This is a genomic window from Morganella sp. B601 (assembly GCF_051172335.1).
In the GTDB taxonomy this organism is placed as follows: Bacteria; Pseudomonadota; Gammaproteobacteria; order Enterobacterales; family Enterobacteriaceae; genus Morganella; species Morganella morganii.
The window spans coordinates 140,110-153,642 of the sequence record NZ_JBPIZE010000002.1; the positions used below are offsets into that span (position 1 = coordinate 140,110).

The following is a 13,533-nucleotide window of genomic DNA, read 5'->3' on the forward strand; positions in this document are numbered from 1 at the left end:
GGTTTTTCTGTTCCGCCCGCGTTATCGTGATACTATTTCCGCCTTTGTTATCTGACCAGCACACTCAGCATGAATTTATTGAAATCTCTCGCCGCCGTCAGCTCGATGACGATGTTCTCGCGTGTACTCGGCTTTATCCGTGATGCCATTATCGCCCGGATTTTCGGGGCATCGATGGCTGCCGATGCCTTCTTTGTCGCCTTTAAACTGCCGAATCTGCTGCGGCGTATTTTTGCCGAAGGGGCATTTTCCCAGGCCTTTGTGCCGATTTTATCGGAATATAAAACTCAGCAGGGTGAGGAAGCGACCCGCACCTTTATCGCTTATGTTTCCGGGATGCTGACACTGATTCTGGCGGTGGTCACCGTGCTCGGGATGCTGGCTGCGCCGTGGATTATCTATGTCACTGCACCGGGGTTTACCGGTGACCCGGATAAATTCACGCTGACCGCCAATCTGCTGAAAGTCACCTTTCCGTATATCTTTCTGATCTCCATCGCTTCACTGGCGGGGGGGATCCTCAATACCTGGAACCGTTTTTCCGTCCCGGCGTTTGCACCGACCCTGCTGAATGTCAGTATGATCGGTTTTGCACTGTTTGCCGCCCCGTATTTTGATCCGCCGATTATGGCGCTGGCGTGGGCTGTGCTGGCAGGGGGGGTATTACAGATTGCCTATCAGCTGCCGCACCTGAAAAAAATCGGCATGCTGGTGCTGCCGAGAGTTTCTTTCCGTAACAGCGGGGTCTGGCGGGTAATGAAACTGATGGGGCCGGCGATCCTCGGGGTATCGGTCAGCCAGATTTCACTGATTATCAACACCATTTTTGCCTCATTCCTGGTGTCCGGCTCGGTCTCCTGGATGTATTACGCTGACCGTCTGATGGAACTGCCGTCCGGTGTGCTCGGGGTGGCACTGGGGACGATTCTGCTGCCGTCGCTGGCAAAAAGCTTCTCCAAAGGGGATACCACAGAATACCGCAAACTGATGGACTGGGGATTGCGTCTCTGTTTCCTGCTGGCTCTGCCGTGTGCGGTGGCGCTCGCGATTCTGGCGGAAGCACTGACGGTCAGCCTGTTCCAGTACAAAAATTTCACCGCCTTTGATGCCCTGATGACACAACAGGCACTGATTGCCTACTGCGTCGGTCTGATGGGGATGATTGTGATTAAAGTACTGGCACCGGGATTCTATTCCCGCCAGAACATCAAAACACCGGTGAAAATCGCGATTGCCACGCTGATCCTGACACAGCTGATGAACCTGGCCTTTATCGGGCCGTTTAAACATGCCGGTCTGGCGCTGTCGATTGGTATTGCGGCCTGTTTCAACGCCTCGCTGCTTTACTGGCAACTGCGTAAACAGAATATCTTCACACCGCTGCCGGGCTGGGGAAAATTCTTCCTCAAACTGGTGATCGCAATGCTGTTTATGGCCGCGGTACTGGTGGGTATGATGTATCTGATGCCGGAATGGTCACAGGGCAATATGCTGATGCGCATGCTGCGCCTGATGGGTGTGGTGATTGCCGGTGCCGGTGCCTATTTTGCTGCACTGTATGCGCTTGGTTTCCGCCTGCGGGACTTTGCACAGCGCAGCTTATAAACTGTTTTCACATAACACGGACGGGGCTGATAACAGCCCCGTAAGAATCCGGTCGTCGCCAACCCCTGCGTGTTTGTTAACGGCCTGAGCCTGATGATAATCCATCAGGCTTTTTTATTTCCGGAAATCAGCGGTATTTCTGTGTGCGGATAATATCATCCTTGTCCCGGAATAAACGGTATACCTCACCGTCATTCAGTTGTGACAATATTACCGGAGACTGCGTTGCAAGATAAAAAACTGTTTGCGGAAAGGCAGCTTTCAGCAGTGAAACACAATGTTCATGCCACAATACATTCAGATGATCTTCCGGCATAGTGATATACACGATACCATTAATCTCTTCCGGTTTTTCCGTGGTGGTAAATTCACCGTATCCGGTTATAATACGCTGAATTAATACCATCATGGATGAAAATGCCTGGCCGGATATATTCCCGGTCCGCACTAATAACGGCAGAGTGACATCCGTCCGGATATCCGCAGTGGTTACCGGCGGGTCAAGAAACACCACCGGATGGTTATGAACAAACGACCGGAAACGATCAGCAATATCACCGGCAGGAACAATATAATTATCAGTGAGCAATGTCCGGACAGCTGGTGTGTATTCTGTGCAATGCCGGAATATCAGGTGAATATCATTTTCACGTTGCTGATGATAAATAATACTGTTGGAAAAATAACGCAGCTGAAATAGTGCGGTTAATAATTCACTGTTATCAGCATCATTATCACCGGTAAAACCATATACGGATTTATCCGCAGCAGTGATTATTTCCATATTACCGGCCATTTTCACATCAGAAAAACAGATTTTGTTCTCTGTCATAACCCCTCCTGTTATTTATCAGGCGAGCATAGCACCCGTTATTTCATATCAGGGATATCAAAACAGAATAACGGTACCACCGGAAAGAATATCAGGCGGGGCGGCGGATAACAGTGTTACTATGATAACAATACTGACTGTTACTGCGGATGCCGGAGCGTTTTTATGCTGCACCAACACACTGTTTCTGATACTGAACTGAACCTGGATAATAGCGGGTATGCGTCAATTGACGCGTTTATCACACCGCCGTATACCCGGCAGGTTATCAGTGCCTATAACAATCAGCTCACGGAATATCCGGCTGCACTGCGTCACTGTACGTCATTGCGCGTACTGAACCTTTCCTGTAATCAGATGGCTTATATTCCGCCGGATATTGCACAGCTGACTGCCTGTGAAATGCTGGATTTGGGGCATAACCGTATCGCGGATGTTGCGCCGGAAATCGGTGAACTGCATCAGCTGCACTATCTTTATCTCAGTGAGAACGGATACAGCAGATTGCCGTCGTCATTTTCCGGGCTGAAAAACCTGCGTTATTTTAATGCAACGGATAATCACCTGACGGTGATACCGGCATGGTTTTCTGAAATGGAAAAGATGGAAGAAATCCGCCTTTATAATAACCGGATAACGGAACTGTCTTCTGCTGTCAGCGGGCTGAAAAATACCCGCGAAATGCATCTGATGAATAATAAAATAACCGCTGTTCCGGATGAGATTGCGGCGGTGACAGCGCTGGAGATTCTTGATCTGAATAATAACCGGGTGGCGTTTATTTCACCGGAAATAAGCCGGTTAAAGCAGCTCAATACACTGAGTCTGCGTTTCAATTCCCTGAAAACCCTGCCGGAAAATACCGGTGAATTATCATCCCTGTTATATCTGGATTTACGTGCGAATCAGCTGAGTACACTGCCGGACAGTCTGGCAGCATTAACACAGCTGCGCAAACTGGATCTGCGCTGGAATAATTTTTCCGTCATTCCGCCGGTGGCAGAAAAATTACAGGCAGCAGGGTGCCGGGTATTGCTGTAACAAATTCAGAAGATAATAAAAAAGGAACCATGAGGTTCCTTTTTTGCAGAAATAATCGCCGGTAACGCCGGGATTACATTTTCTCGACAGTACCGATACCCAGGGTATCCAGACCGGCTTTCAGGGTTTTCTGTGTCAGAAGTGCCAGTTTCAGACGGCTCTGGCGCAGTTCTTCGCTTTCCGCTGCCAGAATCGGGCAATGCTCGTAGAAACCGGAGAACAGACCCGCCAGGTCGTACAGGTAGCTGCACATCATATGCGGCAGACCTTCACGGGCAACAGCAGTAATGGTTTCTTCAAACTGTAACAGACGTGCTGCCAGCTGGCGTTCGCGGTCGTCAGTCAGGATAATAGGTTGTGTCAGGCTGTCCGCATCAATATCCGCACGTTTGAAGACGGATGCCACACGGGTATAGGCATACTGCATATACGGTGCGGTGTTACCTTCAAAGGCCAGCATGTTGTCCCAGTCGAAGATATAGTCGGTGGTACGGCTTTTTGACAGATCCGCGTATTTCACTGCGCCGATACCGACGACTTCCGCCAGCTGTTTCAGCTCATCTTCCGGCATATCGCTGTTTTTCTCGCGGATCAGTTTCTCCGCGCGTTCAACGGCTTCATCCAGCAGATCGGACAGGCGGATAGTGCCGCCTGCGCGGGTTTTGAACGGTTTTCCGTCTTTGCCGAGCATCATACCGAACATGTGGTGTTCCAGTGTCATGCTCTCCGGGATATAACCGGCTTTGCGGACAATCGTCCATGCCTGCATCAGATGCTGGTGCTGACGGGAATCAATGTAATAGAGAACACGGTCGGCATGCAGTACGTCATGACGGTATTTCGCACAGGCGATATCGGTGGTGGTGTAGAGATATCCGCCATCTTTCTTGCGGATAATAACCCCCATCGGCTCACCTTCTTTGTTTTTGAATTCATCAAGATAGACGACAATCGCGCCTTCGCTCTCTTCGGCGATACCGCGGTTCAGCAGATCACTGACAATGCCCGGCAGCATGTCGTTGTACAGGCTTTCACCCATGACATCATCTTCGGTCAGGGTGACATTCAGACGGTTATAGGTTTCCTGGTTCTGCTGCATGGTGATATCCACCAGCTTACGCCACATGGTACGGCAGTATTCATCACCACCCTGTAATTTGACCACATAGCCGCGTGCGCGCTCAGCAAATACTTCGTCTTCATCGTAATGCTTTTTCGCTTCGCGGTAGAAGGCTTCCAGGTCGGCCAGTGCCATATCCCCGGCATCTTCATTCTGCATTTTTTCAAGATATGCGATAAGCATGCCGAACTGTGTTCCCCAGTCACCGACGTGGTTACAGCGGATCACTTTATGGCCCAGATACTCCTGGGTACGTGCTGCCGCATCACCGATGATGGTGGAGCGCAGATGGCCGACGTGCATCTGTTTGGCCACGTTCGGGGCGGAATAGTCGATGGCGATGGTCATCGGCTCAACCGGGGTCAGGCCCAGTTTGTCGTCAGCCAGCGCGGTTTCCAGCTGAGCGGTCAGCCAGTCAGGGGAGAGGAAAATATTGATAAAACCGGGACCGGCGATTTCCGTTTTTTCCGCAATTCCGTCAAGATCCAGCAGTTCAATCACTTTCTCAGCGAGCTGTCGGGGCGGCATACCCATTTTTTTCGCGGCAGCCATCACACCATTGGCCTGGTAATCACCAAACTGCGCTTTGGCGGACTGCTTAACGATAGCATCACAATCAAGTGGTGCCCCTGCGCTGATAAGAGCCTGTTGGATCTTATCTGAAAGAATTGCCTGAATATTCACCGGTTTACCTTAATTTAAAGAACAAAATGACACCCCGGAAACAGCGGCGGAGGAGCGGGCTCGTCCGGGCGGGATGTTGTCGTGAAATTTGGCTGGTTTTATACCACAAAAACGGGGTCTCATGCTACTATCTGCGCCTTTGCAGATGAATTCTCACAGGGGATCATAATGGAAAACAGAGTACAGACAGCATCCCTTGCCGGTCTGATGGCAGAGCTGCCGGTGTTTGCCGGAAAAATACAGCAGTTTGCGGCGGATTTGCAGCTTGATCTCACGCACTATCAGGCAGATCACATCTCACTGCGGGCTCACGATACGGCACTGGCGGAACAGTGGCTGGCCGGATTCCGCGAATGCGGCACCGTGTTATCGGATAATCAGATTAACGGCCGCCCGATTTATCTGTTTTTACTGCATGAGCCGCTGACACTGCTGCACTGGCAGATTCCGGTGGTGGAACTGCCGTTCCCGAAAGGTAAACAGTATGCACACCAGGGCTGGGAACATATCGAACTGGTGTTACCGGGTGACCCGCAGACCCTGACAGAGCGGGCTGCCGCATTGCTGCCGTCGCCGTTACCGGCCGGGGTAGTGACAAAAGCCAGCCATCCGCGCGGCGAACAGGAGCGGTTGCTGAACCCGACACTGGCTGTCAGCCGGGAAAATATCACCATCAAGTTTCATCCGTTTACATTGCAGGAGATTGTCGAAAGTGAGCGGTAACCTGCAATTCTGACATTTCCCTGTGCGAATCGGCCGGATATTTCGCATCTTGTGATATTTAACAATTCATTAATCTAAATTATATGTAATAGTGTATATCAGGATGACTGAATCGTTTACGAGAGATATTTACCTGCGAAATTAAGTGATGAGGCTAATCAATGGCGAAACTGGAAATTTGTTGTTACAGCGTGGAATGTGCCCTCACTGCGGAAAAAGCCGGCGCTGACCGGATTGAACTGTGTGCCGCGCCGTCAGAGGGCGGGCTGACCCCGAGCTGGGGCATGCTGAAACAGACTATCGACCGGCTGCGGATCCCGGTTCACCCGATCCTCCGTCCGCGCAGCGGTGACTTTTGCTATACAGCCTCGGAATTTGCGGTCATGAAGAATGATATCGCCAAAATCCGCGACCTGGGTTTTCCCGGGGTGGTCACCGGTATTCTGGATGAGGACGGGCATGTTGATCTGCCGCGGATGAAGATGCTGTGTAAACTGTCGGGCGACATGGCGGTCACTTTCCACAGAGCCTTTGATATGTGTGCGAATCCGATGCTGGCATTACAGCAGCTGACCGACCTGGATGTGAGCCGTATTCTGACATCCGGCCAGCAGCTGAGTGCGGAGCTGGGGCTGCCGCTGCTCAAAGAGTTACAGGAAGCCAGCAGAGGGCCGGTGATTATGGCCGGTGCCGGTGTGCGGCTGGCGAATATTCAGAAGTTCCTCGATATCGGTCTTCAGGAAGTGCACAGCTCAGCATCCAAAACCAAGCCGTCCACCATGCGCTACCGCAAAGTCGGAGTGGCGATGGGCAGTGACAGTGAAGCCGATGAGTTTTCCCATACCTGTGTGGACGGGGACACCGTCGAGGCGATGAAAGGGGTTCTGGATCTGCACAGTATGGTCGTGCACTGATCCGGTTCACATCCGGTTAAACCGAAAACGCCCTCGGTTATGAGGGCGTTTTGCTGTCAGAAAGCAGCGTTAACGGGCTTTCCCTCTGCTGGTATCGCACTGAGTGAACGCGGCGGATAACCGGCAATGGCATGGTCAGCAAAATTTACGGCGATGACAGAGCCGTCACTGAACTGTGTCTGTTGTACCAGGCCGTCACTGTCCAGCCAGCGGAAGCCGGTCAGGGCTTTATTCCATAACTGCTGATGCAGCGGGCGGAAAATACTGTCCGACTTTATCATCACCGGAAGACGCTTCTGTACCGTATTACGGCTGAGGTTATAGAGCGGCGGTGTGTTATACAACTGGCTCAGCAGTTCCCGTGTGGTGGCAGCTTCCGGGAATTTCAGATTATCCAGCGTCCAGTGATGAGTGGTGATCACCGCATCATGAAATACAGCCTGATACAGCGGCAGCCGCCAGCGCGGATCAAATTCCGTGGTCAGGTAGATATCTTTCAGTTTCCCCGGTTTAAAAAAGATCGCCGGTTCATTTTCCGGCCACCAGGCTCCCAGATAGTAAGGGGACTGTTTGTTGCGGTGAATATCCGCATCACTCCAGCCGAAGCCGCGGGTTTCGGTACCGTGGGCAAACATCAGATATTGCGCGGTCACGGCATTACCGTCTTCCGAACCCAGCGGGATACGGATGTTTTCCGCTACCGAACGTAAGCGGTTGTTTCTCGCTGCCGCCATAGCATCCGCACTTGTTGGTGATGCCGGATTATAATCATCAGACACCATGCCGGTGCCGTCCACGTCAAGAAACAGACTGTTGATGCCGGTCAGCTGTACCAGTTCAGTCATGCGTTTTTCTGAAAAATCCTGCATGCAGCCCGGATTCAGGTAATAACCATCCCCGCCAAATCCCGGCAGTTTTCTGCCTGTTTCGGTCACAATCGCGCATTTTTCGCGTAATTCTGACGGGATCTGTGCCGTCAGCCATTCCGTATTTTTGCCTGCCGGAATGGCGGTGTCGTAGGAATCATAGCTGGCGATAAGATAACCGTGCTCTTTGGCGTAGCTGACCGCCTGCGGCTGGTACCAGGTGGCTGTCCAGTTATCGGTGCCCAGCCAGAGTTTATCCAGTTTTGCCCCGGTCAGTGCGGTTAAAAGAGGAAGCGATAACCCCTGACCCCAATTGGCTTCCGGTGCCAGGAACGGGCTCAGCTGCTGTTTTACGGCAGAACGGATCGCCTGTGCCTGTGTTTGCTGTGCAGCCATAAAGTCACTGTCATCCGGGGTGCGGCTCAGTGGTGTGACTTTCTTCAGCGCCTGGTTGAGAGCATCGGCCAGAAACGGCTGTTGCCATTTTTCCGGCGTTTTGCCGTTCAGAGCAGCAAAAGCATCACGGCTCTGAGGCTCCATTGCCTGCCATAACCCGTTACCGGCAGGGGATTGCAGATAACGCACCAGCCCCGGCCAGTCGGTGATATCCTGCTGATCGATGATACTTTTTCCCCATAAATAGACATGGGTGGCACCGATCAGCTTTTTGCCGTCCGGGATCTGTGCAAATTTTTCTTCCAGTGATGTGAACTGTTTATTATCCTGCAGCCAGCGGCGGTAGCGCAGTGCACCGTCCAGCGGGGTATCACCGGTGTGCAGAAGAACGGTAAACGGCTGCTGCTGATTAAAGCGGTTAAACTGATGTACCGCGCTCATCTGCAGGCGCTGCTGTTTCTCCTCAAAGTGCAGACGGTTATGGAACGGACTGAGTAATACCCAGCTGTAGACCCGATCCTGCTGCTGACTCCAGAGCGGTAACTGCAAATCCTGATTGGTATCGATATTGTCCTGTTCAGTGACCATATAGTGACGCCACTGTTCATTATTCAGCGGAATATGACGACCTTCGCCCAGCGGCATATAGAGGGCGGAAACGGTGTTATCCGGCAGGGTGAACCACTGAAAATTCTGCGGCTGATTGGTGGTGAATGTCAGGATCAGGTCGGTACCATTCAGGACAGCGGTGACATTCATATCCCTGTCCGGCCAGAACCAGCTGACACGGCGGGGATATTCTGTTAAATCACTGACCGGCTGTTTTTCTGTTCCCCGGCTGACAGTGGTATCCGCCACTGCTATGCGCAGTGTTTCCGGGTCGATAAAAACCTGATGATTATTATCCGTTAACACAGCGGCAGAAGCCGCAGAGGTAGACAACAGAAGCGGAAGATACAGTGCGGACAGGCGATATTTCATGATCCGGAGTGGCCTTTATTCGTCATAATATGACTGGCAGGGTAGCCGAATCCCCGGAGAGAGAACAGTCAGTTTTTCGGAGGTATATACCCTGCAAATGACAGGGTATATACGTATTACTGATGACTATGGTTTTTCGGCGATCAGCACCGCACGGCGCGGTGCCGGATAGCCTTCAACTGTCAGTGACGGGTCGTCAGGATTGAGGAAATCCGCGAGAGATTCATTGATCATCCACTCCGTACGGCGCTGCTCATCTGTGGTGGTAACAGATTCATCTGCGATCCGGATATTGGTGAATCCGCATTTTTCCAGCCAGACTGCCAGCATTTTGGCTGACGGAATAAAGTAAACGTTACTCATCTGCGCGTAGCGTTCACCCGGGATCAGACACTGATGTTCATCACCCTCAACAACAATACTTTCCAGTACCAGTTCGCCGCCGGAGACCAGCTGATCTTTCAGCTGCCAGAGGTGGTCGAGCGGGGAGCGGCGGTGATAAAGCACACCCATGGAGAACACGGTATCAAAAGCCTGAAGTGCAGGCAGTTCCTGAATACCCAGCGGCAGCAGGTGCACGCGCTGGTCATTGCCGAGCAGCTTGCGTACGGCTTCAAACTGGCAGAGGAAAAGCTGGGTCGGATCGACACCGACTACCAGTTCTGCGCCTTCACCTGCCATGCGCCACATGTGATAACCGCTGCCGCAGCCGACATCCAGAATGGTGCGCCCGGCAAGCGGGGACAGATGCGGCAGAACGCGATCCCACTTCAGATCGGAGCGCCATTCGGTATCAATCTCCACGCCATAGAGAGAGAACGGGCCTTTACGCCACGGCATCAGGTTGCGCAGAATGTTATTGATACGGCGGGTTTCCCCGTCCGTCAGCGGTTGTGTGCGCTGTGCGGTAACCCCGGTTTTCAGATCGAGAATGTCCGGGGTCATGTCCGGCAGATTTTCAATGGTTTTTACCCAGCCCGGATAGTAGCCGTGCAGGGACTCTTTATTCCATTTCGCAATCTGCGCGGGCAGTGTTTCCAGCCAGTGACTCAGACGCTCATTTTTTGCAATTAACTGATAAAAATTGCCGAAATCAATCATGGTTATTCTCTTTCACTGCCAGTAATGACCCGAAGTTAAAGCACTGGAACCAAACTTCGCAATGTTCAAAACCGACCGCTTTCAGCCGTGATTTGTGGGTTTCCACACTGTCGGTCAGCATGACATCTTCCAGCATGGTGCGTTTCTGGCTGATTTCCAGCTCGCTGTAGCCGTTGGCGCGTTTGAAATCGTGGTGCATGCTGAACAGCAAATCGCCGATCTGCTCATCCTCAAAACTGAATTTTTCCGATAACACCAGCACGCCGCCCGGCAGCAGGCCCTGATAGATTTTTTTCAGCAGTGCGGTGCGGTCATCCGGTGCCAGAAATTGCAGGGTAAAATTGAGAACCACCATCGAGGCATTCTCAATCGCAATATGGCGGATATCGCCTTCGGTGACCTCAACCGGTACCGGGGATTTATAACTTTCCACATGGCGGCGGGCGTGTTCCACCATCGGAGCGGAATTATCCACCGCGATGATCCGGCAGCCGGGTTTATCCGCGATATTCGGGCGGATGGACAGGGTGGCGGCAGCACGGGAACAGCCGAGATCATAAACCTGACTGCCGGGCGTGACAAAACGGCCGGCCAGCATGCCAATCATGGCAATAATATTGGAGTAGCCCGGAATTGAGCGTTTGATCATATCGGGAAACACATCCGCGACTTTCTCATCAAACGTCCAGTCACCAAGACGGGCAATCGGTGCCGCGAACAGAGTATCCTGCGGCAGATTCGGAATTTCTTTGGACATAACACAGATCTGCAATACAAAAAGATGCGCGCATTCTAACAGAGGTGACCCGGCGCAGAAAGTGTTATGTCCCGGCGTGAGCGGTTACATGTACGGTGAAAAAATCTGCTGCCACGGCAGATACCAGATATTCGCCAGCACCATCAGGATCATGGCGGTGAAGGTGGCCGCCATCCCGGTACGCCGCCAGCGGTTCTCGCGGTGTTTTAATCCGTAAGAGTGAAACAGCCGGCCGGCAATCAGAATAACCCCGCAGACATGGACCATCCACACCTGGGCGCCGTTCTGCTCCATCACCAGTAACAGCAGGAGTGCAACGGGGATATACTCAACCGCATTACCCTGCACACGAATCGCCGTCTGTAACTCGTAAAATCCGCCGTCACCATAAGCGACGCGGTAAAGTGTCCGCAGTTTAATCACATCGAGTGACAGTTTAATGATTAACAGCGCACCCAGTACAATATAAAGGGAACTAACCATTTTTTACTCCATGGCCAATTGAAACAGCAAAAGAATGATAAACCTCAAAGCAGCGGGTAACACAATCCTTAATATTAATGCATACTGAATTATTTGAAAATTATCAATTAGTGGCTAAATTCTCTGCGGCAGATGTGCTGTTTGCACTTATCTCATCAGGAATTTTCCACTATAATGATCGCCTTTTTGACATTTCTTCATAAAGAACCATGCCAAAATTTTGCAGAAACGCACAATAGCGGACAAAAGGATATCGTATGCGTACTAATTATTGTGGGCAGCTCAACAGTGCTCACATCGATCAAAAAGTAACCCTTAGTGGTTGGGTAAACCGTCGTCGTGATCTCGGGGGTTTGATTTTTATCGATATGCGTGACCGTGAAGGCATCGTTCAGGTTTTCTTCGATCCCGACCAAAAAGAAGCATTTGCCAAAGCCTCTGAATTACGGAATGAATTCTGTATTCAGATTACCGGAACTGTCCGCGCGCGACCTGAAAATCAAATTAATAAAGAGATGGCGACCGGCAGTGTGGAAGTGCATGCAGATGGCCTGACCATTTTTAACCGCTCCGAGCCGTTACCGCTTGACAGCAACCACGAAAACACCGAAGAGATGCGTCTGAAATACCGCTATCTTGACCTGCGCCGCAGCGAAATGGCGAACCGCCTGAAAACCCGCGCACGCATCACCGGGTTTGTCCGCCGCTTTATGGATACCGAAGGGTTCCTCGATATCGAAACCCCGATGCTGACCAAAGCCACACCGGAAGGTGCCCGTGACTACCTGGTGCCGAGCCGTGTCCACAAAGGCAAATTCTACGCACTGCCGCAGTCTCCGCAGCTGTTCAAACAGCTTCTGATGATGTCCGGTTTTGACCGTTACTATCAGATTGTCAAATGTTTCCGTGATGAAGATTTACGTGCTGACCGTCAGCCGGAATTCACTCAGATCGATGTGGAAACCTCTTTCATGACTGCGGACCAGGTCCGTGCGACCATGGAGCGTATGATCCGCTCACTGTGGAATGAAATCATCAATGTTGAACTGGGTGATTTCCCGGTGATGACATTTGCGGAAGCAATGCGCCGCTTCGGTTCTGATAAACCGGATTTACGTAACCCGCTGGAACTGACAGATATCGCCGACCTGGTGAAAGATTCTGAGTTCTCTGTATTTGCTGATGCGGCAAATGATCCGAAAGGCCGTGTTGTGGCACTGTGTGTCACCGGCGGCGCGGAAATGACCCGTAAACAGATTGATGAATACGGCAAATTTGTCGGCATCTACGGCGCGAAAGGCCTGGCATGGATGAAAGTGAACGACCGCTCTGCCGGTATTGAGGGTGTTCAGTCTCCTGTCGCCAAATTCCTGACCGCAGAAACCGTTGAAGCCATTCTGGAGCGCACTGACGCACAGACCGGCGACATTATTTTCTTCGGCGCGGGCGCGAAAGGCACCGTAACCGATGCAATGGGCGCGCTGCGTCTGAAAACCGGCCGTGACCTGAACCTGACCGACCTGAACAGCTGGCGTCCGCTGTGGGTGATCGACTTCCCGATGTTTGAAGACGACGGTGAAGGTGGTCTGACCGCGATGCACCATCCGTTCACCTCTCCGCGTGATATGTCACCGGAAGAGCTGAAAAACGCGCCGGAAGACGCGATCGCAAATGCCTACGATATGGTTATCAACGGCTACGAAGTGGGCGGCGGCTCTGTCCGTATCCACCGTAATGAAATGCAGCAGACAGTATTCGGCATCCTCGGGATCACCCCGGAAGAACAGCGCCGCAAATTCGGCTTCCTGCTCGATGCGTTACAATACGGCACACCACCTCATGCGGGTCTGGCCTTTGGTCTTGACCGTCTGGTGATGCTGCTGACCGGTACCGAAAACATCCGTGACGTTATCGCGTTCCCGAAAACCACGGCTGCCGCCTGTCTGATGACAGATGCACCGAGCTTCGCGAATGACGATGCTCTGAAAGAGCTGGCGATTGCAGTAACTCAGAAAGAGAGTGACTGAATC

At 51.9% G+C, this 13,533-nt stretch carries 11 protein-coding genes; 5 read left to right on the forward strand and 6 right to left on the reverse strand.

What is annotated here, in order from left to right; all coding sequences use genetic code 11:
• Window positions 1-69: 69 nt before the first annotated feature.
• Window positions 70-1,605, forward strand: a complete 1,536-nt coding sequence (gene murJ / locus ACSBQN_RS05365; protein WP_024472964.1) for a murein biosynthesis integral membrane protein MurJ — start codon at window positions 70-72, stop codon at window positions 1,603-1,605.
• Between the two features lie 127 nt (window positions 1,606-1,732).
• Here murJ and ACSBQN_RS05370 read toward each other — a convergent pair whose 3' ends face one another.
• Window positions 1,733-2,437 carry a hypothetical protein gene (locus tag ACSBQN_RS05370; RefSeq protein ID WP_214167923.1) on the reverse strand — a complete coding sequence of 235 codons (705 nt, stop codon included), beginning with the start codon at window positions 2,435-2,437 and terminating at the stop codon, window positions 1,733-1,735.
• Between the two features lie 165 nt (window positions 2,438-2,602).
• On the opposite strand from ACSBQN_RS05370, the gene ACSBQN_RS05375 reads away from it, so the two are divergent.
• Window positions 2,603-3,478: a leucine-rich repeat domain-containing protein gene (locus tag ACSBQN_RS05375; RefSeq protein ID WP_214167924.1), complete on the forward strand. Its 876-nt coding sequence runs from the start codon at window positions 2,603-2,605 to the stop codon at window positions 3,476-3,478.
• Between the two features lie 73 nt (window positions 3,479-3,551).
• On the opposite strand, the gene argS is transcribed toward ACSBQN_RS05375, so the two are convergent.
• Window positions 3,552-5,282, reverse strand: a complete 1,731-nt coding sequence (gene argS, locus ACSBQN_RS05380) for an arginine--tRNA ligase (protein ID WP_024472967.1) — start codon at window positions 5,280-5,282, stop codon at window positions 3,552-3,554.
• A 168-nt stretch (window positions 5,283-5,450) separates the two neighbouring features.
• Here argS and ACSBQN_RS05385 point away from each other — a divergent pair, with 168 nt between their 5' ends.
• Both ACSBQN_RS05385 and cutC read left to right on the forward strand, forming a co-directional pair.
• On the forward strand, window positions 5,451-6,005 hold the full coding sequence (locus ACSBQN_RS05385; RefSeq protein ID WP_024472968.1) for a VOC family protein: 555 nt from the start codon (window positions 5,451-5,453) through the stop codon (window positions 6,003-6,005).
• A gap of 161 nt (window positions 6,006-6,166) precedes the next feature.
• Window positions 6,167-6,919, forward strand: a complete 753-nt coding sequence (cutC, locus tag ACSBQN_RS05390) for a copper homeostasis protein CutC (RefSeq protein ID WP_024472969.1) — start codon at window positions 6,167-6,169, stop codon at window positions 6,917-6,919.
• Between the two features lie 56 nt (window positions 6,920-6,975).
• Here the strand turns inward: cutC and ACSBQN_RS05395 are convergent, their stop codons facing one another.
• The 4 genes from ACSBQN_RS05395 to ACSBQN_RS05410 form a co-directional block, all read right to left on the reverse strand.
• On the reverse strand, window positions 6,976-9,162 hold the full coding sequence (locus ACSBQN_RS05395; RefSeq protein ID WP_434991630.1) for a glycoside hydrolase: 2,187 nt from the start codon (window positions 9,160-9,162) through the stop codon (window positions 6,976-6,978).
• A gap of 126 nt (window positions 9,163-9,288) precedes the next feature.
• Window positions 9,289-10,263 (reverse strand): tRNA 5-methoxyuridine(34)/uridine 5-oxyacetic acid(34) synthase CmoB, encoded by a 975-nt coding sequence (cmoB, locus tag ACSBQN_RS05400; protein WP_004239455.1) that lies wholly within the window; start codon window positions 10,261-10,263, stop codon window positions 9,289-9,291.
• Window positions 10,256-11,020, reverse strand: a complete 765-nt coding sequence (gene cmoA, locus ACSBQN_RS05405) for a carboxy-S-adenosyl-L-methionine synthase CmoA (RefSeq protein WP_214167926.1) — start codon at window positions 11,018-11,020, stop codon at window positions 10,256-10,258. The genes cmoB and cmoA overlap by 8 nt, the downstream gene beginning before the upstream one ends.
• An 84-nt stretch (window positions 11,021-11,104) precedes the next feature.
• Complete coding sequence (locus ACSBQN_RS05410; protein WP_004239452.1) at window positions 11,105-11,503, reverse strand: MAPEG family protein; 399 nt, start codon at window positions 11,501-11,503, stop codon at window positions 11,105-11,107.
• Window positions 11,504-11,760: 257 nt separating this feature from the next.
• Between ACSBQN_RS05410 and aspS the strand changes: the two genes are divergently transcribed.
• Window positions 11,761-13,530, forward strand: a complete 1,770-nt coding sequence (gene aspS / locus ACSBQN_RS05415) for an aspartate--tRNA ligase (protein ID WP_015422679.1) — start codon at window positions 11,761-11,763, stop codon at window positions 13,528-13,530.
• The last annotated feature ends 3 nt before the right edge of the window (window positions 13,531-13,533 follow it).